31 protein-coding genes are annotated in these 25,600 nt (G+C 66.5%); 16 read left to right on the forward strand and 15 right to left on the reverse strand.

From position 1 onward, the window contains the following. Positions 1-2: 2 nt before the first annotated feature. The 4 genes from ASPU41_RS01205 to ASPU41_RS01220 all read right to left on the reverse strand — a co-directional run bounded on the left by ASPU41_RS01205 (position 3) and on the right by ASPU41_RS01220 (position 3,620). Complete coding sequence (locus ASPU41_RS01205; protein WP_069949357.1) at positions 3-1,205, reverse strand: cystathionine gamma-synthase; 1,203 nt, start codon at positions 1,203-1,205, stop codon at positions 3-5. A 70-nt stretch (positions 1,206-1,275) separates the two neighbouring features. After that, entirely contained in the window at positions 1,276-2,661 is a 1,386-nt protein-coding gene (locus ASPU41_RS01210) for a cystathionine beta-synthase (protein WP_069949358.1), read from the reverse strand. Positions 2,662-2,743: 82 nt separating this feature from the next. Next, positions 2,744-3,175 (reverse strand): VOC family protein, encoded by a 432-nt coding sequence (locus ASPU41_RS01215; protein WP_069949359.1) that lies wholly within the window; start codon positions 3,173-3,175, stop codon positions 2,744-2,746. Between the two features lie 58 nt (positions 3,176-3,233). Continuing rightward, on the reverse strand, positions 3,234-3,620 hold the full coding sequence (locus tag ASPU41_RS01220) for a VOC family protein (RefSeq protein ID WP_069949360.1): 387 nt from the start codon (positions 3,618-3,620) through the stop codon (positions 3,234-3,236). A 165-nt stretch (positions 3,621-3,785) separates the two neighbouring features. On the opposite strand from ASPU41_RS01220, the gene ASPU41_RS01225 reads away from it, so the two are divergent. Next, on the forward strand, positions 3,786-4,766 hold the full coding sequence (locus tag ASPU41_RS01225; protein WP_069949361.1) for a DNA-3-methyladenine glycosylase family protein: 981 nt from the start codon (positions 3,786-3,788) through the stop codon (positions 4,764-4,766). Between the two features lie 184 nt (positions 4,767-4,950). Here the strand turns inward: ASPU41_RS01225 and ASPU41_RS01230 are convergent, their stop codons facing one another. Beyond that, positions 4,951-5,871 carry an endonuclease domain-containing protein gene (locus ASPU41_RS01230; protein ID WP_069949362.1) on the reverse strand — a complete coding sequence of 307 codons (921 nt, stop codon included), beginning with the start codon at positions 5,869-5,871 and terminating at the stop codon, positions 4,951-4,953. Positions 5,872-6,002: 131 nt separating this feature from the next. After that, positions 6,003-7,679, reverse strand: coding sequence for an AMP-binding protein (locus tag ASPU41_RS01235; protein ID WP_069949363.1), 1,677 nt, complete (start codon positions 7,677-7,679; stop codon positions 6,003-6,005). A gap of 101 nt (positions 7,680-7,780) precedes the next feature. Here ASPU41_RS01235 and ASPU41_RS01240 point away from each other — a divergent pair, with 101 nt between their 5' ends. After that, on the forward strand, positions 7,781-8,059 hold the full coding sequence (locus ASPU41_RS01240) for a putative quinol monooxygenase (protein WP_069949364.1): 279 nt from the start codon (positions 7,781-7,783) through the stop codon (positions 8,057-8,059). Positions 8,060-8,176: 117 nt separating this feature from the next. Here ASPU41_RS01240 and trxA read toward each other — a convergent pair whose 3' ends face one another. Next, a complete protein-coding gene (trxA, locus tag ASPU41_RS01245; RefSeq protein WP_069949365.1) occupies positions 8,177-8,590 on the reverse strand; it encodes a thioredoxin in 414 nt (137 codons plus the stop codon). Positions 8,591-8,736: 146 nt separating this feature from the next. Between trxA and ASPU41_RS01250 the strand changes: the two genes are divergently transcribed. Further along, positions 8,737-9,735, forward strand: coding sequence for an ABC transporter ATP-binding protein (locus tag ASPU41_RS01250; protein ID WP_083266291.1), 999 nt, complete (start codon positions 8,737-8,739; stop codon positions 9,733-9,735). After that, positions 9,732-10,532: an ABC transporter permease subunit gene (locus ASPU41_RS01255; RefSeq protein WP_069949366.1), complete on the forward strand. Its 801-nt coding sequence runs from the start codon at positions 9,732-9,734 to the stop codon at positions 10,530-10,532. The genes ASPU41_RS01250 and ASPU41_RS01255 overlap by 4 nt, the downstream gene beginning before the upstream one ends. A 28-nt stretch (positions 10,533-10,560) precedes the next feature. On the opposite strand, the gene ASPU41_RS01260 is transcribed toward ASPU41_RS01255, so the two are convergent. From ASPU41_RS01260 to ASPU41_RS01285, 6 genes are all read right to left on the reverse strand, one after another. Then, the gene (locus tag ASPU41_RS01260) at positions 10,561-11,106 is read right to left on the reverse strand and encodes an acyl-CoA thioesterase (RefSeq protein WP_069949367.1); all 546 of its coding nucleotides are present in this window, start codon (positions 11,104-11,106) and stop codon (positions 10,561-10,563) included. Positions 11,107-11,116: 10 nt separating this feature from the next. Next, the gene (locus ASPU41_RS01265; RefSeq protein WP_069949368.1) at positions 11,117-11,857 is read right to left on the reverse strand and encodes a Type 1 glutamine amidotransferase-like domain-containing protein; all 741 of its coding nucleotides are present in this window, start codon (positions 11,855-11,857) and stop codon (positions 11,117-11,119) included. Between the two features lie 63 nt (positions 11,858-11,920). Continuing rightward, the gene (locus ASPU41_RS01270) at positions 11,921-12,325 is read right to left on the reverse strand and encodes a VOC family protein (protein ID WP_069949369.1); all 405 of its coding nucleotides are present in this window, start codon (positions 12,323-12,325) and stop codon (positions 11,921-11,923) included. Positions 12,326-12,397: 72 nt separating this feature from the next. Beyond that, complete coding sequence (locus ASPU41_RS01275; protein ID WP_069949370.1) at positions 12,398-12,940, reverse strand: GNAT family N-acetyltransferase; 543 nt, start codon at positions 12,938-12,940, stop codon at positions 12,398-12,400. A 176-nt stretch (positions 12,941-13,116) separates the two neighbouring features. After that, entirely contained in the window at positions 13,117-13,443 is a 327-nt protein-coding gene (locus ASPU41_RS01280; protein WP_069949371.1) for a hypothetical protein, read from the reverse strand. 15 nt (positions 13,444-13,458) lie between these two features. Further along, positions 13,459-14,175, reverse strand: a complete 717-nt coding sequence (locus ASPU41_RS01285; protein ID WP_197515725.1) for a GAF and ANTAR domain-containing protein — start codon at positions 14,173-14,175, stop codon at positions 13,459-13,461. Positions 14,176-14,428: 253 nt separating this feature from the next. Between ASPU41_RS01285 and ASPU41_RS01290 the strand changes: the two genes are divergently transcribed. From ASPU41_RS01290 to ASPU41_RS01345, 12 genes are all read left to right on the forward strand, one after another. After that, positions 14,429-15,154, forward strand: a complete 726-nt coding sequence (locus ASPU41_RS01290; protein ID WP_069949373.1) for a GAF and ANTAR domain-containing protein — start codon at positions 14,429-14,431, stop codon at positions 15,152-15,154. 53 nt (positions 15,155-15,207) lie between these two features. Beyond that, a complete protein-coding gene (locus tag ASPU41_RS01295) occupies positions 15,208-15,837 on the forward strand; it encodes an ANTAR domain-containing protein (RefSeq protein ID WP_069949374.1) in 630 nt (209 codons plus the stop codon). Positions 15,838-15,888: 51 nt separating this feature from the next. Continuing rightward, entirely contained in the window at positions 15,889-16,323 is a 435-nt protein-coding gene (locus tag ASPU41_RS01300; RefSeq protein ID WP_069952395.1) for a DUF1810 domain-containing protein, read from the forward strand. A gap of 76 nt (positions 16,324-16,399) precedes the next feature. Further along, a complete protein-coding gene (locus tag ASPU41_RS22940; RefSeq protein WP_197515727.1) occupies positions 16,400-16,699 on the forward strand; it encodes a hypothetical protein in 300 nt (99 codons plus the stop codon). Positions 16,700-16,726: 27 nt separating this feature from the next. After that, complete coding sequence (locus tag ASPU41_RS01310) at positions 16,727-16,912, forward strand: hypothetical protein (RefSeq protein ID WP_069949376.1); 186 nt, start codon at positions 16,727-16,729, stop codon at positions 16,910-16,912. 133 nt (positions 16,913-17,045) lie between these two features. After that, complete coding sequence (locus ASPU41_RS01315) at positions 17,046-17,312, forward strand: hypothetical protein (RefSeq protein ID WP_069949377.1); 267 nt, start codon at positions 17,046-17,048, stop codon at positions 17,310-17,312. 52 nt (positions 17,313-17,364) lie between these two features. After that, complete coding sequence (locus ASPU41_RS01320; RefSeq protein WP_069949378.1) at positions 17,365-17,697, forward strand: ArsR/SmtB family transcription factor; 333 nt, start codon at positions 17,365-17,367, stop codon at positions 17,695-17,697. Between the two features lie 13 nt (positions 17,698-17,710). Further along, the gene (locus ASPU41_RS01325) at positions 17,711-18,208 is read left to right on the forward strand and encodes an SRPBCC family protein (protein ID WP_069949379.1); all 498 of its coding nucleotides are present in this window, start codon (positions 17,711-17,713) and stop codon (positions 18,206-18,208) included. Positions 18,209-18,638: 430 nt separating this feature from the next. Continuing rightward, positions 18,639-19,856: a GAF domain-containing SpoIIE family protein phosphatase gene (locus ASPU41_RS01330; RefSeq protein ID WP_069949380.1), complete on the forward strand. Its 1,218-nt coding sequence runs from the start codon at positions 18,639-18,641 to the stop codon at positions 19,854-19,856. Positions 19,857-20,007: 151 nt separating this feature from the next. Beyond that, positions 20,008-22,014 carry a glycosyltransferase family 2 protein gene (locus ASPU41_RS01335; RefSeq protein WP_069952396.1) on the forward strand — a complete coding sequence of 669 codons (2,007 nt, stop codon included), beginning with the start codon at positions 20,008-20,010 and terminating at the stop codon, positions 22,012-22,014. Continuing rightward, positions 21,989-22,321 carry an STAS domain-containing protein gene (locus tag ASPU41_RS01340; RefSeq protein ID WP_157356893.1) on the forward strand — a complete coding sequence of 111 codons (333 nt, stop codon included), beginning with the start codon at positions 21,989-21,991 and terminating at the stop codon, positions 22,319-22,321. The genes ASPU41_RS01335 and ASPU41_RS01340 overlap by 26 nt, the downstream gene beginning before the upstream one ends. Next, on the forward strand, positions 22,314-22,748 hold the full coding sequence (locus ASPU41_RS01345; protein WP_069949382.1) for an ATP-binding protein: 435 nt from the start codon (positions 22,314-22,316) through the stop codon (positions 22,746-22,748). The genes ASPU41_RS01340 and ASPU41_RS01345 overlap by 8 nt, the downstream gene beginning before the upstream one ends. A 370-nt stretch (positions 22,749-23,118) precedes the next feature. Here the strand turns inward: ASPU41_RS01345 and ASPU41_RS01350 are convergent, their stop codons facing one another. Both ASPU41_RS01350 and ASPU41_RS23170 read right to left on the reverse strand, forming a co-directional pair. Next, on the reverse strand, positions 23,119-23,889 hold the full coding sequence (locus ASPU41_RS01350; protein ID WP_069949383.1) for a response regulator transcription factor: 771 nt from the start codon (positions 23,887-23,889) through the stop codon (positions 23,119-23,121). 304 nt (positions 23,890-24,193) lie between these two features. Continuing rightward, on the reverse strand, positions 24,194-25,573 hold the full coding sequence (locus tag ASPU41_RS23170; protein WP_231941131.1) for a sensor domain-containing phosphodiesterase: 1,380 nt from the start codon (positions 25,571-25,573) through the stop codon (positions 24,194-24,196). Positions 25,574-25,600: the final 27 nt, after the last annotated feature.

Genomic DNA, 25,600 nt, shown 5'->3' on the forward strand with positions numbered 1-25,600 from the left:
GCTTAGCTGCCTGGCTCGCCGGCCGCAGCGTCAATCTGCGAGAAAGCCTGCTCGAGGTCGGCGATCAGGTCCTCGACGTCCTCGATGCCGCAGGAGAGCCGGATCAGGTTGACCGGGACGGCCAACTCGGTGCCCTTGACCGAGGCGTGCGTCATCTCCGAGGGGTAGTTCATCAGGGATTCGATGCCGCCCAGGGACTCCGCGAGGGTGAACACGGAGGTCGATTCGGCCACCTTGCGTGCCGCCGTCTCGCCGCCCTTGAACTGCACGGAGATCATCCCGCCGAACTTCTTCATCTGTTTCCTGGCCAGCTCGTGCCCGGGGTGCGAGGGCAGTCCCGGGTACAGCACGGCCTCCACCTCGGGGCGCTGCAGCAGCCACTCGGCCACGGCCTGGGCGTTGTCGCTGTGCCGGTCCATCCGGACGCCGAGGGTCTTGAGACCGCGGGTGGTGAGGAAGGCATCCATCGGGCCCGAGACAGCTCCGACGGCGAACTGCACGAAGCCGATCTTCTCGGCCAGTTCCGCGTCGTTGACGATGATGGCGCCGCCGACGACGTCGGAGTGGCCGCCGATGTACTTTGTCGTGGAGTGCACCACGATGTCGGCGCCGAGGGCCAGCGGGTTCTGCAGGTACGGCGAGGCGAAGGTGTTGTCCACCACGAGGAGGGCGCCGGCGTCGTGCGCCACGTTGGCGAGGGCCTCGATGTCGGTGATCTTCATCATCGGGTTCGACGGAGTCTCCACCCAGACGAGGCGGGTCTTGTTCGCTGCCACGGCCTTGGCGACGGCGTCGAGATTGGACATGTCCACCGGGGTGTTGCCGATGCCCCACTCCCCCAGCACCCGGGCGATCAGCCGGTAGGTGCCGCCGTAGGCGTCGTTGCCGAGCACAATGTGGTCACCGGGGCGGGTGAGGGCCCGGATCATGGAGTCCTCCGCGGCCAGGCCGGAGCTGAAGGAGAACGCGGCGGTTCCGCCTTCCAGGGCGGCGAGCTGTTCCTGCAGCGAGTCACGGGTGGGGTTGGTCCCGCGGCCGTATTCGTACCCTGCCCGGAGCACACCGATCGCTTCCTGGGCATAGGTGGTGGAGAAGTGCACCGGCGGCACGACGGCGCCGGTGCGCGGCTCGAACTCCTGGCCGGCATGCACGGCGCGGGTGTTGAATCCGGCAATTTTTGCGGGAGAGCTTTCTGGCAAAGACATGTGCGTTCCTTTCGGCCGGCGGCCGGACGCCCCCGGGAGGGCGGTCCGGTCCCCGGGTCAGTTGCTGGGGTCAGTTGCTCAGGTAGGCGAGCAGGTCGTGGCGGGTGAGGATCCCCACCGGGGCGCCGACAAACGTCACCATCAGGGTGTCCGCGTCGGAGAGGAGCTCGCGGGCGGTCGAGATCGATTCCAGCGAGCCGATCACCGGCAGCCGGGCCTCCATGTGTTCGGAGACCTTGTCCGAGAGTTTGGCCTCGCCGCGGAAGAGCTTCGCGGTCAGGGTGCGTTCGTCGACGGCGCCGAGGACCTCGCCCATCACCACCGGCGGCTCCTGGGACAGCACCGGGATGCGCGAGACGCCGTACTCGTTCATGATGTTGATGACATCGCGGACGCTCTCGTTGGGGTGGATGTGCACGAGGTCCGGCATTTCCCCGGTCTTGGCCTTGAGGATCTCTCCCACGGAGGCCTCGTCGCCGCTGGCCAGGAAGCCGTAGGAGCGCATCCACTGGTCATTGAAGATTTTCGCCAGGTAGCCGCGGCCGGAGTCCGGCAGGATCACGACGACGACGGCGTCCTCCGGCAGGTCCTTGGCGACCTGCAGGGCGGCGACGACGGCCATCCCGGAGGAGCCGCCCACGAGCAGGCCTTCCTCGCGGGCGAGCCGGCGCGTCATCTCGAAGGAATCGGCGTCGCTGACGGCGATGACCTTGTCCGGGACGGACTTGTCGTAGTTGGCGGGCCACATGTCCTCGCCGACTCCTTCGACGAAGTACGGCCGGCCGGTGCCCCCGGAGTAGACCGAACCGGCCGGGTCGGCGCCGATGATCTTGACCACGCCGCCGTCGGACTCCGCGCGTCCGGCGGAGACTTCCTTGAGGTACCGACCGGTGCCGGTGATGGTGCCGCCGGTGCCGGCGCCGATCACGCAGTGCGTGATCCGGCCGTCCGTGTCGCGCCAGATCTCCGGGCCAGTGGATTCGTAGTGGCTGGCCGGGGCGGCCGGGTTGGAGAACTGGTCGGGCTTGTAGGCGCCGGGGATCTCGGTGACGAGCCGGTCCGAGACACCGTAGTAGCTTTGCGGGCTGTCCGGGGGGACGGCGGTGGGCGTCACCACCACCTCGGCGCCGTAGGCCTGGAGCACGGCGCGCTTGTCCTCGCCGACCTTGTCCGGCACCACGAAGATGCACCGGTACCCCTTTTGCTGGGCGACGAGGGCCAGCCCGACGCCGGTGTTGCCGGAGGTGGGTTCCACGATGGTGCCGCCGGGCAGGAGTTTGCCGGTGCGTTCAGCCTCCTCGATCATCTTGACCGCGATGCGGTCCTTGATGGAACCGCCGGGGTTCAGGTATTCCAGCTTCACCAGGACCGTGGCCCCGATGCCGTCGGTAACGTGGTGCAGCTTGACGAGCGGCGTATTGCCGATGAGGTCCAGAACGGACTGGGCGTACTTCATAGGTACAAAGTTACCGTCTCCGCCCGTCGGGGGCGGCCCCGGGGCACGCCGAGGCGCAGTGCGGGCGCCCCACCGCCGCTGTCTAGGCGCCGATGTCGTTCATTGCTGCCGCCGTGCCGGCCGGTTCCCCCGCCGGGGCCGCGTTCTGCCAGAGGCCAAGGATGTTGCCCTCCGGGTCCCGGAAGTAGGCCGCGAAGCCCATGTCCATCACGGCCTGCTTGGGCTGGACAGTGCTGCCCCCGAGGCTTCCGATTTTCTCCAGTGCCGCGTCGATATCCTCCACATCCACCGTGATGACCGGGGTCCTCAGCTCGCCTTCCCTGGCGAACATTCCTCCGTTGATCGAGCCTGCCTCCGCCGGCATGCCGGATTCGTCGGTGGGTGTGGTCATCAGCATGCTGTAACCAATGTCCGGCATGGTGTTGATGGTCCAGCCGAAAGCCGATTTGTAGAATTCCCGCGCCCGTTCCTCGTCATCAGCGGGGATCTCGAAATGCACAACGCGTCCAGCCATTTGAGTCACCTTTTCCTCTGCAGCCAGGGCGTGGGCGCTCCACGCCCACAGGGAGATTTTAGTCCCGTGCCGCGTTCTGCCACAGGCCCACGATGTTGCCCTCGGAGTCCTTGAAGTAGGCGTTCCAGCCCATCCCGGGAACCTCCATCTTTCCCCGGAACGTCGATCCGCCCAGCGCCGTGATCTTCTCCAGCGCGGCGTCGATGTCATCCACGTCAACGGTGACCACCGAGGAGGTCAGTTCCCCTTCCCTCTTGAACAGGCCGCCGTTGATGGACCCGGGCACCGAGGGCCGGCCCTGGTCGTCCGGCGGCGTGGTCATCGCCAGGCTGTACTGCATCTCCGGCATGACCTGGAAGTCCCAGCCGAAGGCCGAACGGTAGAACTCGCGTGCGCGGTTCTCGTCGTCCGCGGGAATCTCGAAATGCACTACTCCACCAGCCATCACATTCTCCTAGGAAGAGGGATTCGGGGCCCAAGGGCAGGCGCGGGCGTCCACGCCACAGCCGGAGTCTAGCCCCGGCCGGCGCCCGGGGTTAAGGGCCCAACGGCCCGCACGGGACGTCCCGGCGGTACGGCCGCTGTCAGGCGTTCGTGGAATCATGGTCGGATGACCATTGCAGACGTTCCCGCCGGCTTGGCTGCCGCGGCGGACGCCTCGCTGCGGTGGCACCCGGGCGGTCCTTTCGACCTGTCCCGGACGGTCGGCACGCTCCTGCGGGGGCACGGCGATCCGTCCATCCGCACCATGCCGGACGGCCTCTGGCTGGGATTCACGACGCCCGCGGGCCCGGCCACACTCCGTCTCGCCGCCGACGGCCGGCGGGACGACCCGGCCGTCGATGTCCAGGCCTGGGGACCGGGCGCAGCCGCCGCCGTCGATTCCGCACCGCGGATGCTGGGCCGCGACGACGACTGGTCCGGCTTTGACGAGCCCGCGTTCCAGGCCACGCTCCCCCGGATGGTTATTGAGGCCCGACGCCGCAACCTCGCCGTGCGGCTGCCCGCCACCGGCCGGCTGATCGATTCCCTCGTTCCCACGATCCTGGAGCAGAAGGTGACCGTGATCGAGGCCCGGCGCGGCTACCGCTATCTGATGTACCGCTTCGGGACCCCGGCCCCCGGCGCCGGGACCATTGCGCCGGCCAACCTGATGGTCCAGCCCACCCCCGATCAGTGGCTGCGCATCCCGAGCTGGGAATGGCACAAGGCCGGGGTGGGTCCCCAGCGTTCGGCGACCGTCATGCGCGCGCTGCGATCCGCCGCCGCGCTGGAACGGCTTGCCGTGCTCCCGGCCGCCGAGGCCTCCGCGAAGCTGCAGACCATTCCCGGCATCGGCGTGTGGACCGCCGCGGAGGTCGTGCAGCGCACCCACGGCTGCCCGGACTCGATTGCGGTGGGCGACTACCACCTGGCGGCGTACGTGGGCGCGGCGCTGACCGGCCGCCGGACGGACGACGCCGGGATGCTGCGGCTGCTGGCCCCGTGGACCGGGCACCGTCAACGCGTGGTCCGGATGATCGGCCTCAGCGGCTTCCGCAAACCGACCTTCGGTCCCCGGATAACCATCCAGGACCACCGCGGCCACTAGCACTGCCGTTCAGGGGCCGGGCCCCGGGCCCCGGGCCCCCGGACCCTCCGGACCTCCGGGGCCCCGGACCTCCCAGACTTCCCGGACCTCCCGGACCTCCCCCCACTACCAACGCGGGGTCACTTCCGGCCCATCCCGGGCGACTTTACCGGCGCGATGTGACCCCGCGTTGCTTTGAAGGGGGTCAGGAACGAGGGAGCCGAGCCCTTTTGATCCGGCCGATGGCGCCCTCGAAATCCTCGGCCAGGTCATCGGCGTTGACTTTGAAATACGCCCAACCCGCGCGGCGGAACGCTTCGTCCCGCCGGTAGTCCCGGGACTGCTGTTCGCGCGTGAGGTGGTGGGCGCCGTCGTACTGGATGGCGATCCGCCACCTCCGGTAGCCCAGGTCTGCAGCCGGCGAGCGCGGATCGTCCGGATCGAGTTTCACCTGAAGCTCCGGCTCAGGCAGCCGAGCGTCCAGCAGGGCCAGCCGCAGGAAGGTTTCCGGGAAGGAATCGGCTCCCACCCGCATCTCGTCGAGGGCGAGTCGGGCTTTCTCGACACCTTTCATGTTGGGATGCTGCCGGACGAGCAGCCGCAGCCCGTCCTTGTCGGCATATGGCTCGGACCGCTGTTCGAGGCCGGGCCGGGGTCGGCGGATGATCTGGTCGCCCAGGGCGATGAGGTAGTTGAGCGGCAGAACCGCAGCCAGATCCAGCCAGGTCCGGGGCGGCGCCGTCACGGGGATGCCGTCGACGTCGGTCAGCTCCCCGGGGTTGGACCGCACGCGGTGGCCCGTTACTCCGGCCCGGCGGACGCGGGGAAGCTCATGGGGTTTGCTGAGGTGGATGGTGGCACAGCTGCCCAGCCAGGGCGGCAGTCCCAGCAGGGTCAGGACGGCGGCTGTTTCGTGCGAGACCCAGGCGCCGGGCGTGGCGGCGGCCAGGACGCGGGCACGCTCGATGATCTCCAGCTGCCGACCGGCGGGCAGGTAGATGAGGCGGCCGCCGTCGGCCAGGTCACGCGCCCGGAGGCGTTTGGCCGAAACCCCCAGCCCGCGGGACTCATAGACCGTAAACGGCGTCTGGGCGAGGCTTTCGGGGAGCGGCGAAATGCGGACCATGGGCTCCATTGTGGCCTCGAAGCCACGCCGGTGCAGAGGTTATCCACAGGCCCGAGCTTCCTGCCGCAACGCGGGGTCAGATACCGCCCATCCCGGGGGATTTATGGGCGCCAAGTGACCCCGCGTTGGAGTTAGAGGCCGAGTCGGGACACTGCTTCCTGCCGCATGTCCACCTTGCGGATCTTGCCGGAGACGGTCATCGGGAAGCTCTCGCGCACGTCCACATAGTGCGGGATCTTGTAGTGCGCCAGCTTCCCGCGGCAGAACGCGGCCAGGCCGGCGGCGTCCAGCGGCGCGGCGCCGGGCTTGAGGATGACGCAGGCCATCAGCTCCTCGCCGTACCGGGCGTCCGGCACCCCGATCACCTGAACGTCCTGGATGTCGGGGTGTGTGTACAGGAACTCCTCGATTTCGCGGGGATAGACGTTCTCGCCGCCGCGGATCACCATGTCCTTGATCCGGCCCTCGATCACGATGTAGCCGTCCTCGTCCATCCGCGCCAGGTCGCCGGTGTGCATCCAGCCATCGGCGTCAATCGCCTCGGCGGTCTTGTCCGGCTGGTTCCAGTAGCCCTTCATCACGGAGTATCCGCGGGTGCACAGTTCGCCGATCTCGCCGCGCTGCAGCACGTCCCCGGTCATCGGGTCCACGATCTGGCTTTCCAGCTGCGGCATGGTCCGCCCGACACTTTGGGTGCGCTGGGCCATGGTGTCCACACTGCGGGTCATGGTGGACACCGGGGAGGTCTCCGTCATCCCGTAGCAGATGGCCACGTCCGCCATGTTCATGTCCGAGATGACGCGGTTCATCACCTCGATGGGACACAGCGAACCCGCCATCACTCCGGTGCGCAGGGTGGAGAGGTCGTAGGAGGCGAAGTCCGGCAGGGCGAGTTCGGCGATGAACATCGTGGGCACGCCGTACAGTGAGGTCCCGCCAAAGTCCTGCACCGCTTCCAGCGCCGCGGCCGGGGTGAACCCCCGGCCCGGAATGATGGTGGCGCAGCCGTGGCTCAGGGCGGCCAGGTTCCCGATCACCATGCCGAAGCAGTGGTAGAAGGGCACCGGCAGCACCACCCGGTCATGCTCGGTGTACTCCAGCAGCTCACCGATCGAGTGGCCGTTGTTCAGGATGTTGTGGTGCGAGAGTGTGGCCCCCTTGGGGAAGCCGGTGGTGCCGGAGGTGTACTGCAGGTTGATCGCGTCGTGCGGGTCCAGTTCGGCCATGCGCGCCTTCAGGGCCGAATGGGCGACGTCGTCGGCCCGCTTGAGCAGCTCCGCGAAGGTCCGCTCCGACTCGTTCGCGGGAACGCCGGCCGTGAGGGCGGGCTGGCCGGCGTCGGGCAGGAACACCAGTTCGCGCAGCTCCGGGCATTCCGCCAGCGCCTGCCTGGCCATCCCGGTGTAGTCGCTGTTGCGGTCCGAGGGCGCGGCGACCAGCATCCGCATGCCGTTCTGCTTGACCACAAACTCCAGTTCATGGCTCCGGTAGGCGGGATTGACGTTGACCAGGACCGCCCCCGCCTTGGCCGTCGCGTACTGCAGGATGGTCCACTCGGCGCAGTTGGGGCTCCAGATGCCGATCCGGTCCCCCTTGGCCACGCCGAGGGCCAGCAGCGCGCGGGCCAGGCGGTCGACGTCGTCGTTCAGCTTTGTGTAGCTCCAGCGCCGGGCTTCTTCCCCCGGCACTGCCGCGGCCTCGATCAGGGCGTCGTGGTAAGGGAACCTGGCCACGATCCGTTCGAAATTGTCGCCGATGGTTTCCTCGAGCAGCGGGACGTCAGTGTCCCCGGCTGTGTATGCAAGCATGATGTGACGCTACCAACACTCGGCCCGCAAAAAAAGACCAAAGCTTGGATGTCCTAGGAAATTTTCGGGACACAAAGCCGCGGCCCGGTATTGTAAAAACCATGAGCGCACCCATTGACCTTCAGGCCATCTTCATCCCCAACGACGGCGAGTTCTTCCGTGTGAAGCTCGCGCTGGAGATCGCCATCGACGAGGTGGTCAACGAACCCGGCTGCATCCGGTACGAGCTCACCGAGGCCGGCGAGGACAGGCTGGTGCTGACCGAGCGGTGGGCCTCGCAGGAAGACCTGGACAAGCATTCGAAGGGCACCGCGGTCCAGGACCTCAACGAGTCCCTCAGCGCCCTGCTGGCCGAGCCGGTCAAGATTGTGAAGCTCTAGCCGCGCCCTCGGGCCAAGACAACGAACACAGACAACGCGGGGTCACTTCCCGCCCATAAATCGGAAGATTATGGGCGGGAAGTGACCCCGCGTTGCTGTGGGGTGGGTCAGGGGCGTTTAGGCCTCCGGGATCTGGCTGCCGTCCTGCTTGCCGGCCGCCGCGGCAGCCTCGGCCTGGGACCGGGCCACGTGTGCGTGGACTTCCTCCATGTCCAGGGCCTTGACGGCGTCAACGACCTGCTCCAACTGCTGGGCATTCAGGGCGCCCGGCTGCGAGAACACGAGCACCTTTTCGCGGAACGCCATCAGCGTCGGGATGGACGTGATGCCGGCCTCGGCGGCGAGCTGCTGCTCAGCCTCGGTGTCCACCTTGGAGAAGACGACGTCCTGGTGCTTCTCGGAAACTGCGGCATAGGTGGGTCCGAACTGCTTGCACGGGCCGCACCATTCGGCCCAGAAATCGACGAGGACAATGTCATTGTCCTCAACGGTAGATGCGAACTTTTCACCTGTAATGTTTACGGTAGCCATGGGTCAACGGTACGCGAGCCGCCCCGGCTTGTCCCCTGCATTTCGCTGCTGGCACAGCCATGTGACGGCGCCCGGCGCGCTCTGCCATCCGGCCCGGGGGCCTAGGACCCTAGCCCGTGCCCTTGCCAGGGCCTACCATCGGCGCCATGCCCCCAGACCCGGGAAACACCGCCAGCCGTGCCATCACTGTCGACTCCCTGACCAAGTCGTTCGGCCACCGTGAAGTGCTGCACGCCATCAGCTTCGGCATCGAGAAAGGCTCGGTCTTCGGCGTGATCGGCCCCAACGGGGCGGGCAAGACAACCGTCATGCGGTGTCTGCTGGACATCATCCGGCCCACCGCCGGCGGCTCGACGGTGCTCGGCGAGAACCCCCGGACGGCGGGCCCGGCGCTCCGGCGCAGGATCGGATACCTCCCCGGCGAACTGTTCATGGAGGGACGGATCACCGGCCGCAGGCTGCTGTCGCATTACGCGGACATCAGCGGCCCGGTCCGGCCCGGCCGGATCGATGCCCTGGCCGAGCGGCTGGGACTGGATCTGGACCGCCACACCCGCAAGCTCTCCAAGGGCAACCGGCAGAAGCTGGGGCTCGTCCAGGCCTTTATGCATGATCCCGAATTGCTGGTGCTGGACGAACCTACCAGCGGATTGGATCCGCTCGTCCAGCAGGAGTTCCTCACCATGGTCCGGGAGGCCCAGGGCAACGGCCAGACGGTCTTCCTCAGTTCCCATGTCCTCAGTGAGGTCCAGCAGGCCGCCGACAAGGTCGCCATCCTCCGCGATGGCCGGATCATCACGGTCGCCACCGTGGCCAGCCTGCGGGAAGGAGCGGTGCGGCACGTACGGTTCACCGCCACCGGAATTTCGGCGGCCGACGCCGGCGCGCTGCTGGCACGGGTGCCCGGGATCGGGCACCTGGAGGTGCTTCCGGCGGGCGACGGCGTCGAGCTGTCGGCCACGCTGGGCGGCGCGATCCAGCCGCTGCTTCAGGTCCTGGCCTCCCTCAAGCTCACCGAGCTGGTGCTGGAGGAGCCCGATCTTGAGGCCTCCGTGCTTGAGCTGTACGGCACGATCCGCGGCAACGGCAACGGCAGCGGGGCCGATGGCAAAGGACGCCGCCGCCGGAAACGGCACGGGGCATGAGCAAGCCGCTGCCGCTGTTCACGCGGGCGTTCGTGGACTCCTGGCGTTCCACCCTCGGGTGGGCGGCCGGACTCACTGCGACGATCTTCATCTACCTGCCGCTCTACCCCTCCATCGGGGCAAGCCCGGAGATGCAGCGCGTGATGGACGCCTTCCCCCCGGAGATGATCAAAGCCCTCAACTACGACCAGATCACTTCGGGACCCGGCTACACCCAGGCTACGATGTTCGGGCTGATCGGCTTCCTGCTGATGACGATCGCCTCGGTGGCGTGGGGAGCGGCGGCAGTGGGCGGGGACGAGGAATCAGGCCAGCTGGAACTCACCCTGGCGCACGGGGTAACCCGGACGCAGCTGGTCCTGGAGCGGACGCTGGCCATCCTGCTGCGGGTGCTCCTTCTCGCGGCCCTCGTGTTCGCGCTGATCCGGCTGCTGAACGATTCCGCACAGCTGAACATCAGGCCGGAGCACCTCCTGGGCGCCTCGGTGCTGTTCGCCGGGCTGATTATGCTCTCGGGCAGCACGGCGCTGTTCGCGGGCGCGGTGACGGGGCGGAAAACGTACGGAGTGGCAGCAGGCGCCGGCGTCGGGGTCCTGGGCTATGTGTTCAACGCGGTGGGCCGGCAGAGCAGCGACGTCGGCTGGCTGCTGAACCTCTCGCCCTACAGCTGGGCCTACGGCAACGCCCCGCTGGCCAACGGCGCGGACTGGGCAGCCGCCGGCTGGCTGTGGGGAATTTCGGCGGCCCTCGTGGCGCTCAGCGCGGTGGCGCTGAGCAGGCGGGACGTGGGGACCTAGGGCCGGACCGGCTCAGGGCCGGACCGGTTCAGGCCCAGACGTGCGGCGCCGGCCGCCGTGCACCGGGCAGGGCGTTGGTCTCGCGCCATTCATGGATCCATTCGGGCAGTTCCAGGTCCGCCGGCGGCGCACCGAACTCCCGGAGGATGTCCTCCTGGCTGACCGGCCTGCCCTTGCTGACCAGCCGCGTGGCGATGAAGGCCCGGGCGTAGATTTCCCCGTCCGCCACCATGCGCTGCTCGAAGTAGATGGCTTTTTCGTCAAGGCCGACGATCTTCGTCTCGATCGTGTACCGCTGCCACAGGTGCAGCGAGCGGCGGAAGGCGATGGTCTCCCCCGCGGCCACGGGGCTCCATCCCCGACGGCGCATGGCCTTCCAGGTCCCGCTGCGAGCCATCAGGTCGAACCGGCCCAGGTCCATCAGGGAGAAATACATGCCGTTGTTGACATGCATCGCAATGTCAATGTCGGTCGGCAGGACCTTCAGGGGCAGCGACGCGGTGTCCCAGATGCTCAGCGGGGAGCGGCGGGAGGAGGTGAACAGCAGGACAAGCGTGCGGAGGAGCAGATGCATGGGGACTATGTTACCCGCGGGTAACAATGCTGCCAAGCACCGAGACGGCGGCTTTGGGTCCGGGACCGCGGATCAGCCAGCAGTTGCCGGTGCCGATCACCCGCTGCTCCCGCGGGTCCGCATGCGGCAGCACCAGTGCCGTATTCTCGTCGACTGCCACCGCCTTGTCGACCATGCCGTGCACGACGGCGGCGACGGCGCGGCCCAGCGTGCCGGCCTGCGCGGCATGGACATCGACGGCGAAGGGCACCAGGCCCAGCCCGTCGTGGAGCTCCACCTCGGCGAGCCCCTCGGACGCCTCCTCCGGGCACACCTCGGCGCCGCGGATCCGGTAGCCGCCGGCAATCGCGCGCTCCGGGGCAATCATGGCCCCCGCGGAGAATCCCAGGTAGGGGGCGCCCGCTGCAACCGCCTGGCGGATGACGGCCGCGGCACTCCGCAGGCCCGCCAGGTAAACGGGCGTCGGGCCCCCGCCGACGACGATCGCGTCGGCGCCGTCGAACATCCCGGGATCCACGGGCCCTTCCGGGCCAAGCAGGACCGTGGTCACCTCGCACGGCGTCCGGTGCTGCAGGGCATCCAGGTAGGCAGGCAGGAAGTACTTGGCGCTTCCTTCGCGGTCAACCAGTACCACCGCGATCCGCGGCAGCCTGCTGCCCCCGGCCCGCTCCCGGACCTCCGCCATGAACTCGTCGAAGATCGCGGGAGTCGTCACGGTGTCGGGGCCCCCGCCGACCAGATAAATGCTCATGGCTTCAACGTACCCGGATCACCGCCCGCAGGGGCAGACTCCGCATTACCCGCGGGCCCGGCGTCAGCCGGTAGCGATCAGCTCGGCTTCGAAGCCGTCCGAATTCACCAGGTAGGCGGCGAAGTGGTCCGGGCCGCCCGCGTGCGGGTACGTCTCCGGGAACAACTCACGCCAGCCCTGCCCGGCGGCGTCCGCCGCAAGGGCATCGACCTGTTGCCTTGTTCCGGCGCTGAAGGCCAGGTGATTGAGTCCGGGAGCGGTGCGTTCGTGCGTCCGGCCGCTCATGGCAGGGGATTCCTCGACGACGATGTACGTCGGCCCCCGCCGCCAGCTGCACCCGCGCGGCCAGTCCTGGTGCGCCTGGTAGCCCAGCCGGGACAGGAGCCAGCCCCATTCGACCCTGGCGCGGCCAAGGTGCGGCACCCACAGCTCGACGTGGTGGAGGGACCCGAAGGATTCGTCAGTCACCAGAAGAGTCTCGCACGGCCGCGGCGGCACAGGCCTTGGCCGGGATTCCGCCCCGCAAGACAACGGACGGTCTCAATACAGCAGTCGCTGGTAGAGGATGTGGTCCTGCCAGTCGCCGGCAATGTTGAGGTAGGCCGGGGCCACGCCGATCTCCGTGAAGCCGGCGCGTTTGAGGATCTTCTGCGAGGCGGCGTTGTGCTGGAGGGTCGCGGCCTGCAGCCGGTGCAGGCCCAGCTCGTCCCGCGCCGTGGTGACGGCGAAAGCGATCGCGGCGGAGCCGATCCCGCGCCCGTTGTAGTCCTTGTCCACCCAGTACCCGAGGTGGGCGCTGAGGAACGGCCCGCGGACGATGCCGCTGAGCGTCATCAGCCCGACAATCGCTTCACCGTCCGTCAGGACCCACGGAACATCGGATCCGGCGATGAACAGGGTGAGCTTGGACTGAACGCTCATCATTTGGCCCTCGACGGTGAAGAATTCCTCGGCCCGCAGCGGCTCCCAGGGCGCCAGGTGTTCCCGGTTTCGCAGGTAGGCCGCGCACATCAGTTCTGCGTCGGAGGCCCTCAGCACCCGGATCCGGACGCTGCCGGCCAGGGGCTTGCTCGTCCCAGTCATCCGCCAGCCCGGTCCGGGGTGGTCCAGTACGGCTGGGCCCGATCCGGCGGTGCCGGAAGATCATCAAAAAAGGACATGCACTAATCCTTGCACCGCCGGGGTGCTTTTCCAGGAAGCTCCCAGCACCCCGGACAACCACGCCACGGAGCCGGGCAGGACCATCAGGGCAGGACTCTTCAGCCGCCGTCTGACACCTTTTCAGGCCCGTCCCCGGGCTCGTCGCCGGTTCCCGTATCGGGGTCATCGGCGGGCTCGCTGTACGGCGCCCGCGGCGACCGGGAGTACAACTCATCCAGGCGTTCGTTCAGGGCGTGGGCAAGGACGTCGCGCTGCAGTGCCGGCAGGGCCATGGCGCCGTGGATGTAAGCCTCGACCTCGAATTGTCCGGCGTGGCCGCCGAGCGTGAAGTACCTCAGCCAGAGCTCCTCGATGCTGACGTCGGCATGGCGAAGCGACTCGGCGAATCGCCGCCGTTGTTCCCTCTCCTCGTCGCCCAAGGCCATGCCGTCGTCCTGTGCTTAGTTTTCGAAGGGCCTGGCCGCAGCCAGCAGTTCTGCCGCGACCTGGGCCAGGGGCTTCCCTGCCTGCCGCGACAGCATCATCAAATCCCTGAGCGCCGCTTCTTCGCTGGCGCCTTTTCGGGCCATCAGTAGGCCCTTGGCCATACTGATCGTGTCCCGTTGCGCGAGCGATTCCTGCAAGCGGTCGCTCAGCGTCAGGGCCGCCTCGCGGGCGTGGGAGTGTATGACAAATAGCGTGGCCTGTTCAGCAAAAAGCTCGGCCAATCGGACCGTGCCGTTGCCAAAGGAATGTCCGCCGTCCGAATAAACCTTGACTGCTCCCAGCGCGAGATCCCCGGACAATAGGGGGCAGCTCACCGACGAGGAAATGCCCAGGGCTGCCGCGGCGGGCGCCCAGCGCGACCACCGTTGCTCCGCGGCCAGATTCTCGACCAGGACGGTTTCCCCGCTCGCCCAGGCGGTGATGCACGGGCCTTCCTCGAGCTCATATTGGAGGGCATCGGCTTCAGCCACAACGGCGTCGGATGCGGCAGTCGTGTGCCGCAGGCCCGAACCGGCGATCAGACTCACTCCGGCGCCGATCGCGCCGGGAATCGCCGCCGTGGCCGCATCCGTGATCAGCCGGAGGGCGTGGGCCACCGTATCTTCCGTCAGCAGCAGCCTCGAGGCGCGGGCGAAAACGGCGGTGATCTCGTCAGCCAGCGGCAGTTCCACGCTCATATTCACCTCGGGGTCCATACTGGCCGGACGCCAGCCGGCGCGTATCGCCGCAGGATACAAGCATACGGCGGGCCGGCCCGAGGCGCGTGTATTCGCTGCCCACCGCACAGAGTAGTGTCAGGAGTAGCTTGATCTCAGCCTTGACGGGTCCTTAGGTTTCGCTATTTGGGTTGCGGGCGATCAAGAGTTCGCAACCGCCGAGCCGGCGCGTCACCGACGCCCAGGCGAACCCAGGATTGAGGCCGGCATGGTTTCCGGTACCGGCGCATCTCCATCACCCGAGCAACTGCAGGATCTCCTGCTGGAAAGTCCGGGGTTCACCGAGTTTCTTCTGGGCCTGACCACCATCTCGGCAACCCTCCTCGGCGGTACCGAACCGATGCTCTGTGCCATCACGGTGGAACGTGACGGCACTCCGGCCACCGTCGCCAGCAGCGGCGAGGACGCAAGACTGCTGGACGAGAAGCAATATACGTTCGACGACGGACCCTGCCTGACGGCCTTGCGGCAAGGCACCACCGTCCTGGTTCCCGATGTGGCGAATGACGACCGCTGGGACCACTACGCTTCCGCGGTCTCCGGCGAGGGCATCCGCTCGGTCCTTGCCGTGCCGATCGCTACCGATCCGGGTTCAGCCGCAGCCCTGAACTGCTACTCCCGCACCAGCGGCGTTTTTGACGAGGCAACAGTCGCGGAGGTGGAGCGCCATGCCGCCTCCATCTCCCGGATCCTCCGACTGGCGCTCAAAGTCCACCCCCCGCAAATCTATCCCGAGCATCTCCGCTCCGCGCTGAAATCCCGCGCCATCATCGACGCTGCCGTCGCGCTGATCATGGTCCAGAACCGGTGCAGCCGGGAACGGGCCATGGAACTGCTGCATCTGGCCTCCAGGGCCACCGACACCAGGCTCCACACCATTGCCGCGGACATCCTGCAGGGCGCCGCACTACCGCCGGCCGACCCCCCGGAATAGGATGGAAGAAGGCCGCCGTTTGCTCACGGCACGGCCGGGAATTGGGGGCAGCCATGAGTGGCAACCGCGCCGTTTCGTCGACGTCGCACACCATCGGCGGCAGCGCCAGCGCGCTGCTTGATCTCGTACTGGACAGCGCAGGCATGGGCTCCGGACTGGACGAGTTCCTGGCCGAACTGGCCGACCTGGCGGCGGAGGAACTGTCCCGTCCGGAACGCCCGGTGTCCTGCGGAATCACCGTCAACCTGCGGAAGCAACCTACCGCGGAAGTGGGCAGCACCGGCCAGGGATCCGCCAGCACCCTGCGGTTCCCCCTCGTTCTCGACGAGGAGAACTCCGCCGTCGTCAACCTCTACTCGCCGCGGACCGATGCGTTTTCTTCCGGGGATCATGCCTATGCGCAGCAGTTCGCGTCCGACGCCGCCCGGGCCCTCCTGCTGGCCCTGCGGATCTCACGGCTCAGCGACTCCCGGGACGACCTGGCAGCCGCAATGCAGTCGCGGACCATCATCGACATGGCGGTCGGGGCAATCATGGCCCAGAACCGCTGCGGGAGGGACTACGCCTTCAAGATCCTTCGGAATACCTCCAACAACAGGAATATGAAGATCCGTGACGTCGCGGCAGCGGTCGTGGCCTCCATCGCCGGCGACACTGACGTCTCGGCACGTTTCGAGGAGTGATCCACGGCCGGCGGTCGGCGCCGAGACGGCATGGGAACCATGGAGGACACAGTGGACGATCCTTACAATCTTGAGCGGTTCGTCACGGCCCAGGACTCGGGCGGAACCTACCGGCACGCCGTCGGCGAGCTCACCGGGGGTTCCAAGCGCAGCCACTGGATGTGGTTTGTCTTCCCGCAGATCGCCGGGCTCGGGCAGAGCCCGACCGCCCGGAAATATGCCGTGACCTCCCTGGATGAGGCGAAGGCCTATCTGCGGCACCCGGTGCTGGGTCCGCGGCTGGTCGAATGCGCGGGCGTTGTGGCCGGGCTGGAAGGACGTACCGCGGGGCAGATCTTCGGGGGCATCGACGAGCGTAAGCTGCACTCCTCCATGACACTCTTCCTCCGGGCGGACCCGCAGCAGAAGGTCTTCCAGGAGGTCCTGGCGAAGTATTTCCACGGATTGCCCGATCCGGCCACCGACCGGCTCCTCAGCGAGGGCTAGCGCGGAATGGAGCAGGCGTCCCGCGGACGCGGACTACGTCATTCTCGCCGATCCCAGGGGCAACCGTTTCTGCCTCGTGGACACCGCCGGACGCTATCGGGTGTCGACAAGGCTCGTCACGACAAGGCTCGTCACGACAAGGCTCGTCACGACAAGGCTCGTCACGACAAGGCTCGTCACGACAAGGCTCGTCACGACAAGGCTCGTCACGACAAGGCTCGTCACGACAAGGCTCGTCACGACAAGGCTCGTCACGACAAGGCTCGTCACGACAAGGCTCGTCACGACAAGGCTCGTCACGGCAGCGGGGGCTTCCCCCGGCGTTCCGGCGGATACAAGAGGTCTCGACGAAGGGATGCATGCGGAGGAGGATTAAAGGGCAGTCACGGTAAGGAGGTCAGTGATGTGCTATCCGTACAACAGGGAATTCCGGCGGGACATCAACAAGGACGAACCAAAGGAAACCGAGGCGCGCCCGGAGCCCCGGGTGGAAGCGCTTGGCTTCAAGTTCTGGGCCTTTCCCCGCCGCAGCAGGGAATTCACCGTCGAGGAACCGGCGACGGCCGACCGGACCCGCGAGAAGGTATAGCCCGGAAGCAACGGAAGGCTCCTCGCAGAGGGGCCTTCCACTCGGGCCCTACATATGGCCGGACTGCGGCGTGCCAACGTTCCGACGAAGGTGCGGGAGACTGGAGCTCCCCCCACACGAAAGCAGGACCGCATTGATCAATCTCCAGCAGGACGCCGAAGGCTTCGTCCGCATGAAGCGGCACCTTCCGGGCAGCACCGTTGTGTCCGTCACTTTCAGTGATGGATCCTCCGAGGAGTTCACCGGCGAGCAGCTCAACGCGATCTACGACGAGGCCCTCGCCGTCTACCGGGCAGAGAACCACCTGGACGCCAAGGGTTACTCCCGGGCACCAAAAAAGACGGTCCAGCCCGTGAACAGGATCGAGTTCGTGGCGGTGCATCCCGGGATGGCCAAGTAGCCCGCCGGAAACCCATTGACACCGCGGAACCGGCGGACTATTCTACAACCAAATGGTTGTATATGAGATTCGGGATGCTGACCTTGACCGCCTGTTCCAGGCGTTCGCCGATGCCACCCGCCGGGACATCGTCACCCGGGTGACGGCCGGTGAGTATTCGGTGTCAGGGCTGGCGGAGCATTACGCCATGAGTTTCGCCGCCGTACAAAAGCACGTGGCGGTGTTGGAGCGCGCTTCCCTCGTTACGAAGGAAAAGCGCGGACGGGAGCAGATCGTGCGGGCCCATCACGACGGACTACAACGAGCTCGACGGCTGCTCGACGAATACGAGACGATCTGGCGGCAGCGGGCTGACCGGATCGCAGACATTCTCGCAGAGGGATAGGAAGAGTTCCGTCATGACCGTAATCAGTTCGCAGAAGAATGCCGAAGCCCTGAGCTTCACCGTCGTCGCCGAGTTCGACGCCGGCGTCGAACGGGTGTGGCAGATCTGGGAAGACCCGCGCCAGCTCGAGCGCTGGTGGGGTCCACCCACCTGGCCCGCGACCTTCGACCGCCACGACTTCGTGTCCGGGGGCAAGGCCAGCTACTTTATGACCGGGCCCGGGGGTGAGAAGAGCCGGGGCTGGTGGCGGTTCACCGCCATCGAGCCTCCCCACCGGCTGGAGTTCGATGACGGCTTCGCCGACGCGAACGGCGACCCGATTCCCAGCATGGGCACGAGCCACGCCGTGATGCAGCTGGAGGCAATCGACAACCGCACCCGAATGACCATGGTGTCTACCTTTGACTCCGCCGATGCGCTGGAGAAGGTTCTCGCCATGGGCATGGAAGAGGGCATGATGCAGGCCCTTGGCCAGATCGACGCCATCCTCGCCGGGTCCAAGGTCAGCTGACAGCAGCCAGCCGGCCGCCCAGCTCGAACCGCAGGACGGCACCCCCGCATCTGCCGCCGCAGGTGCGGGGTGTTGTCGGTTAGGGCGCAGCCGGAGGGGCTGCCCGTTTGTCAGGCCGCGGTTCCCTCCACCTGGGCTTTGATGTTCGCCAGCAGCGCCTCGCCATCCTTCTCGCTCCGCTTCAGGTCAGCGCCTCAACCGGCGCGCCGATAACCGGGACGGGCAGGTGATCGGCGCGCCGTTCTCGACCGGGGAAGCCCGCCTTCGTAAGCGGGTCCTTGCGTCTCACCTTGGACCGCCCTCAGCGGACGGCAACAGGGGAGAAAGTCACCGCGATGTTCCATCCAGCTATGCGGCGGGCGGTAAACTCGTTCGAGGTTGAGCGTCCACTGTGGAGCCGGCACGGCCACGGCCACTCGTTGGAGGACGGATGACAAGCACGGAACAGCTATCCCCCCGCAGCCTCCGGGGTCCTGACGCCCCGGAGTGGGCGCGGCTGGAGGATCTTTCGAGGACCGGCCTGCTGGACACACCCTCCGAAGAGCGCTTCGACCGGATCACGCGGCTGGCGCAGAATCTCTTTGGGGTCAGCGCCGCCAGCATTTCTCTTATCGGCGAGAAGAACCGTCAGTACCTGAAGTCTTTTGTAGGCACGGTGTCCCGCGGGGCGGACCGGCCTGATACTTTCTGCGCGGAGACGATCAAGTCCTCTGAAACCATGATCGTGGAGAACGCCCTCACCGACGATCGTTTCAGGGACAACCCGCATGTGACGGGCAACCCCCACATCAAGTTCTATGCAGGCCATCCCCTCACCGGCCCCGGCGGCGCCCACGTCGGGACGTTCTGCATCATCGACCAGTCGCCCAGGTCCTTCGGTGCGGAGCAGCAAAAAATCCTTGAGGACCTCACCGCAATCATCCAGCGTGAGATGAACCTCTCGTGGGACATCGACCATGGCGCCCGCACTCAAAAGGCCATGTTGCCGGTCACTCCGCCGGCCCCGGCCGGGTACTCGCTGGCAACGTGCTTTTATCCCGCCTTCGGGCTCAGCGGGGACTTCTACGACCTCGGCACTACAGGGTCCGGACACTTCCGCATCACGGTAGGCGACGCCATGGGCAAGGGCATCGGTCCTGGTCTCGTCGCCGGGGCCGCCCATTCCGCCTTCGTCAACACCGGCTGGAATGCGGACCCGTCCGGCCTCCTCATGGACGTGGCGAGTCAACTTGAGGACACCCTGGCCCGTGCCGGCTCCTACGCGACGGTCTTCCACGCCGCAATCGACCCGGCAACCGGCGCCGGCCTCTATGCGGACGCCGGCCAGGGGTTGACCCACATCCTGCGCGCCGACGACACCGTCGAGCGGCTGCCGCCGACCGGACCGCCCCTCGGGCTGGTCCCCGGCGCCACTTGGGACCTGCGCCCCCTGGCACTTTCTCCCGGCGACGCCCTCCTGGTTCCGACCGATGGCCTCCTCGACCTCCACGGCGGCGACCTCCACGGGCTCGCCGAAGCCATGGCGGACTGCCGGACCGCGGACGACCCGGACATAGCCATTAAAGAATTGTGTGACAGGCGGGGGAAGGCCGTCATCCTGGACGACATTACGGCCGTCCTTTTCCGCCGGGACCCGCGGGAGCCCTAAACCGCCGGGTCCGCCGGGTCCGCGACGCCGAGCGCGGGGGCGGGGTCGGGCACAGGGCGCATACAGCCCCGATGACGTCACCATTCTTTCTTGCCCGCCGGCGGGACAGCCGGAGCCAACTGAGCCCTAACGAAAGAACTCCCCCGTGACTGTGAAGCTCTTCTGGGTCCGGCTCGTCGTGGTGCTGACGCTGCTGACCGGCGTCAACTACGTTGCCTGGCGCTGGCTGTCGTCGCTGAACTGGGACGCGTGGTGGATAGCCGTGCCGCTCGTCGCCGCCGAAACCTACAGCCTGATCGACGTCCTGCTCTTCGGGATGACGGTCTGGCGGCTGAAGAGCCGCACGCCCCCGGCAACCGCTCCCCCGGATGCCACCGTTGACGTTTTCATCACCACGTACAACGAGCCGCTGGAGCTGGTGATGACAACAGCGCTCGCCGCCAAAGAAATCCGGCACCCGCACGGCACGTGGATCCTTGACGACGGCGACCGGCCGGAGTTCCGGGAAATGGCCGCCGCGAACGGCCTGGGGTACGTGACCCGCAGTGCAGAGTGGCACGGGATGCCCCGGCATGCCAAAGCCGGAAACCTGAATAACGCGCTCATGATGACCGAGGGTGAGTTCCTGCTCATCCTTGACGCGGACCAGATCCCCGAACCGGACATTCTGGACAACACTCTGGGCTACTTCAACAACAGGAAAGTCGCCCTCGTCCAGACGCCCCAGTACTTCAGCAATGTTCCGGCGCACGATCCGCTGGGCAGCCAGGCACCTCTGTTCTACGGCCCGATCCAGCGGGGGAAAGACGGCTGGAATGCTGCGTTTTTCTGCGGCTCCAACGCCGTCCTCCGGCGGGAGGCCCTGATGCAGCTGGGGCTGGTTGGCTACGTCAGGGAAACGGAAAAGAGTATCCGGCGCGCCCTCCGCGCTTCCCAGGCCGCCATCCGCAAAGCACGCAAAGCTGCGGACAACGGATCCACCCTGCTGCACGAAACACTCAACGAGGTCGAAGCGGCAACCCTCGAGGCCTCCAGGCAGCTCGACGCCGGCGGGTCCCTGAGCGAGATCACCTACCGTGCGCGGCGCCGGGTTGACCGGGCCGTCCAGGCCTTGGTGCTGGCCGACGTATCCGCCCTTCAGGCTGACCTGGAGGAGATTGCGGCGATGGCGCCGGTGGAAATCGGCGAAGCGGGAGTGCCGGTGGTGACCGAGGATGCGGTGCACCGGATGTCCGCCCGTGACTGGTCGCCGCTCGGGGCGATCGAGTCCGTCCAGGCGGTTCTGGACGCCTTGTCCGTGGAACGTACCGGCGAGGCCCAGCCGGTCATGCCGCTGGCCACCATCTCCGTGACCGAGGACATGGCAACCGCCATGCGGCTGCACGCCATGGGATGGCAGAGCGTGTACCACCATGAGGTCCTGGCGTACGGGCTGGCGCCGGAGGACGTCGGCACCATGCTCACCCAGCGGCTTCGCTGGGCCCAGGGCACCATGCAGGTCTTCCTGCGGGAAAACCCCCTGGTCCAGCGGGGACTCAAGTGGGGCCAGCGGCTGATGTACTTCGCGACCATGTGGACCTACCTCAGCGGCTTCGCCGCCGTCGTCTATTTCGCCGCGCCCATCGTCTACCTGCTCTTCGGAATCCTGCCCGTCAGCAGCCTCAGCGCGGATTTTTTCGTGAGATTCATACCGTTCATGGTGGTGAACCAGTTCCTGTTCGCCGTGGCCGGGAAGGGCATCCCCACCTGGCGCGGGCAGCAATACAGCCTCGCTTTGTTTCCGACCTGGATTAAAGCCTGCACGACGGCGGCCCGCAACGTCTGGTTCGGACGCCCCCTCGGCTTCGCCGTCACACCCAAGGACCGGCAGTCCGGCGGCCCGCGGTGGAGCCTGATCCGGCCGCAGCTTGTGGTGTCCGTCCTGCTGGCCATCGCGGCGGCTGTCGGGATTGGGCGGCTGGCTGCCGGAATGTCCGAACCGGTCGGCACCCTGGTCAACGTAGTCTGGGTGGTGTTTGACCTCATCGTCATGAGCATCCTGGTCCGCGCCGTCAGATACCGAGGGTACGGAGCGGGCGATTCCGAAGACGAGACCGATGTCAACAACGGGTCATCCAAAGAAAGGGCAGTCCGTGCACCTGAGCTACAAAGTGAATGACAGCTACGCCGTGATATCAGCCGCGGGCCGGCTCAACATGGTTTCCGCGCCGAAACTGCGGGAAATGGTCGCGGAAGTTGTCGCTGCGGGTTCCGCGAGGATCGTGATCAACCTGGAAGAGACGGCCTTTATGGACTCCTCCGGCCTCGGAGCCCTCATCGGATGCCTCAAAGCCGCCCGGCAGGCCGGCGGCGATCTCCGGATCGCCGCAGTTCAGCCCCAGGTTCAAATGGTCCTGGGCCTGACCAGCATGGACAAGGTCCTGACCTCCTATCCCTCCGCAGCTGAAGCTTTCGGTGATGACTGACGTTCTCGCCCGGCGGACGCTGCGCCAGGCGGCCCTTCCGGAAGTAGTCGAGGCCGTGCACGCGGAGCTGGACGGGCTGTGGGATGACGCCTCCTTTGTTCCGGACATGGACCGCATGACGTTCGCCACGGCCGTGATCGAAGCGGCCAGCAACGTGGTGCAGCATGCGGTTCCCGAATCGGCAGCGCCGGTGGAACTCGGGGTCGACATCAGCGTCACGTCCGTCAGGCTGGAGGCCCGGCTCAGCGCCTTCGGCGCGGCCTGCCCTGACCCCATGCACACTGACTCTGCCATGCCTGACGGCGAGGCCGAGTCAGGGCGCGGGCTCGCGCTCATCCGCGCCCTGGTCACCACCGTCACGTTCGAACGCCAGGACGGGACGAACACCTGGATCCTGTCAAAGTCCCCGCTGCAGGGCAGCCCCTAAATCCCTTGACCCATGCCGCCCGGCACGAGCCGGGCGGCATGGCTCGAAAGCACAAAGAAAAAGCCTCCGGAACCTGTCGGTTCCACGTTCGGCGCTGTCACGACCGGGCGATGGAGTGGGCTGGAAACGTCATGCCTTGGCCAGCGCCGCCGCCGTCTGGTCGCAGTTGTGGAGTCTAAGGCTCGAGCGTCAGCCCTTGACGCGGTTATCAGCCTGAAGGTCCCATCCGCCATGGTTTGGGGGCTCGGCTGGCGCACCTGGCAGGAACACTTGAGGTCATCAGCCGGGGCGGAGAGCTGCGTGAGGGCCGGATGTTTCTGTCCGTGCTTGCCAAATATGGCACTGCGATCGTGAAGGAACTGCGGCGCAGCTACATCCATTCTGACCTTTCCGCTGCGAGCCGGTAGCCCACGCCCCTGACGGTCTGTAACCAGCGGGGCGATGCCGGATTTTCCCGGAGCTTGCGGCGGAGGTTTCCGAGATGCACCTCGACGGCGCGCTCATCTGATTCGCTGATGTAGGTGTCGTGGGGGTAGTGCTCGCCCCGGACGACGCGAACCAGTTGAGTTCTCGAGAGAACTTCTCCGCCTCCCTGCAGCAGCTCGTGAAGGAGGTCGAACTCGCTGCGCGTCAGTTCAATTGGGGCGCCGTCCACGTCAGCAGTGCGCCTCTTGTAGTTGAGCGTCAACCCGTTGTGTCGGAAGACCGAATCGTCCCGCTGATCCGAGGGTGCCTGGTGCGCGGGGTCAGGGTGGTCCCCGGAGTCCTGTCGGCGGGGCCTGCGCATCATGGCCGCGATCCTTGCGCGCATCTCCCTCGGACGGAACGGTTTCGTGATGTAGTCATCGGCTCCGGCATGAAGTGCAGTGAGCAGGTCAGGTTCTTCTGTTCGTCCGGTGACCATCACTACGTAGGCGTTGCTGAACTGACGGATCCGCCGCAGGACCTCTAATCCGTCGATGTCGGGGAGTCCGACATCCAGGATCACCAGATCGGCCTGTTGATCGCGCACAACGTCAACACCCTCGCGCCCGGCGGAGGCAATGTGGACTTCAAATCCCGACTGTAGAAGCGCAGCCGAAAGAAGATTGCGCACGTCCGCGTCATCTTCGACTACTACAGCCACGTCTGAAGCGATCATGGTTCCCCTTGTCTGACACTCCGCGTTTGCCCGAACCGAGGAGGTATTCAATGCGACAGTGCTCAAACTACTAGGGGCAGGGGCGCTTTGCACATTTTTGTTAAGTCAGGAGTCAAGTTTTGTAATTTGGCATGACATTTCATTTGAGATCGAACTCCATATGGCTCAGGTCCAAGCCGCGCTACAGGAGGCTGTCGGCGCAGCATCAGCGGCTCTGAGCGGGAGAAGCGCGGAGCAGCCTCCATCAGGGGGCACCACGCGCTGTTCCAGCGCCTCATGCCCGTAACGGGAGACCTGCATTCACTCACTTTCGGCGGCGCGGGCCCGGACCTGAGTTCTCGTACCATGCGGCCCAGTCCCTCGGGTGGACCGAGGGTCTGCCGATGAGATAGCTCTGTGCTGCGGTCATGCCGAGCCCGGCAACGGCGGCAAGCTCTTCGGGTGTTTCGATGCCTTCGGCGACAAGGGTGGCGCCGATCTGCCGGGCGAACTCGGCGAGGGCGGCACCGAGTGCGAGTTGGCCTTGGTTGTCGTCGATCCCTGCGATGAGGCTGCGGTCCAGCTTGATGATGTCGGGCCGGACGTGCAGGATGTGACGCATGGAGGCGAAGCCCGAGCCGGCGTCGTCGACCGCAATTCGCAACCCCCGCTGCCGGAGCGGCTTCAGAGCAGAGATGAGGGGAGTGTATTCGGATACTTCCAGTCGCTCTGTTAGTTCCAGGACGATTCTCTTCAGCGGCAGACCGGAACGTTTCAGAAGTCCCGGGAGCCTTGGGTCCAGACAGGTCGACGGTGAAATGTTCAGGGCCACGTAAATGGAGGGAGGCAGGCACAAGGCGGCTTCCAATGCTGTCTCCAGGGCGGCGAAATCGAGGTCGGACACAAGGCCGGCGACCGCGGCCTCGGCGAACCAGTACTCCGCACCCACCCCGTCCTCTTCGACGAACCGCGTCAGAGCCTCGACACCGATGAGGTGTCCTGTGGTCAGGTCGTGGATGGGCTGGAAGGCGGTCAGGAGCAGCTTCTGATCGATCATCGCCAGGATCCGGGTTCTGCTCTCTGAGGCGGCTGCCGCCTGTGCTGATTCCGGGGGCAGGGGCCGGCCGGTGCCTTCGAATCCGACGCGTTGTCCCTCACGGGCCTGGCGGAGGGTGCCGGTGACGTCCATCCAGACTGTGGTGCCGTCCCGGTGCCGGCAGCGCACGATGGCTCCGGTCCACGGGGAGCCGGATTCTATATCCGATGTCTGAACGGCTTTCCATGATCTCGCGAGGTCGGCGGGTTCGATGACGACGTTGCAATGCCTGCCAATCAGGTCCGCGGGCGGCCAGCCCAGCATGGTGGCGCTGGCCGGATTGGAGAAAGTGAAGATTCCCTGGTCATTCACCGCCCATACCCAGTCACGGCTGGTGCGCAGGACCGTGTCCATCAGTTGGGCATCATTTAGGGATCTGATGCTCTCAGCGCGGTGGTTCCTGCGGAACCGCAGGGCAAGAACGGTGGCCATGACGATCGGCATCACGATCAGCGATCCGGTTAGCAGTTGGACGCCGGGATGATCCAGCATGCTGGCAGGATCCAGGATCAGGGCGGCACCGGCGGAAAGGGCGAAGACGACCTGGACAACCAGCACGCACACGAGAGCGTCCCGCACCCGCGGTGTACCCGGTTCTTTATCCGTCATGCCGTCACCCCTCGGCTACTCTGCTGA

Source organism: Arthrobacter sp. U41, assembly GCF_001750145.1.
GTDB lineage: Bacteria > Actinomycetota > Actinomycetes > Actinomycetales > Micrococcaceae > Arthrobacter.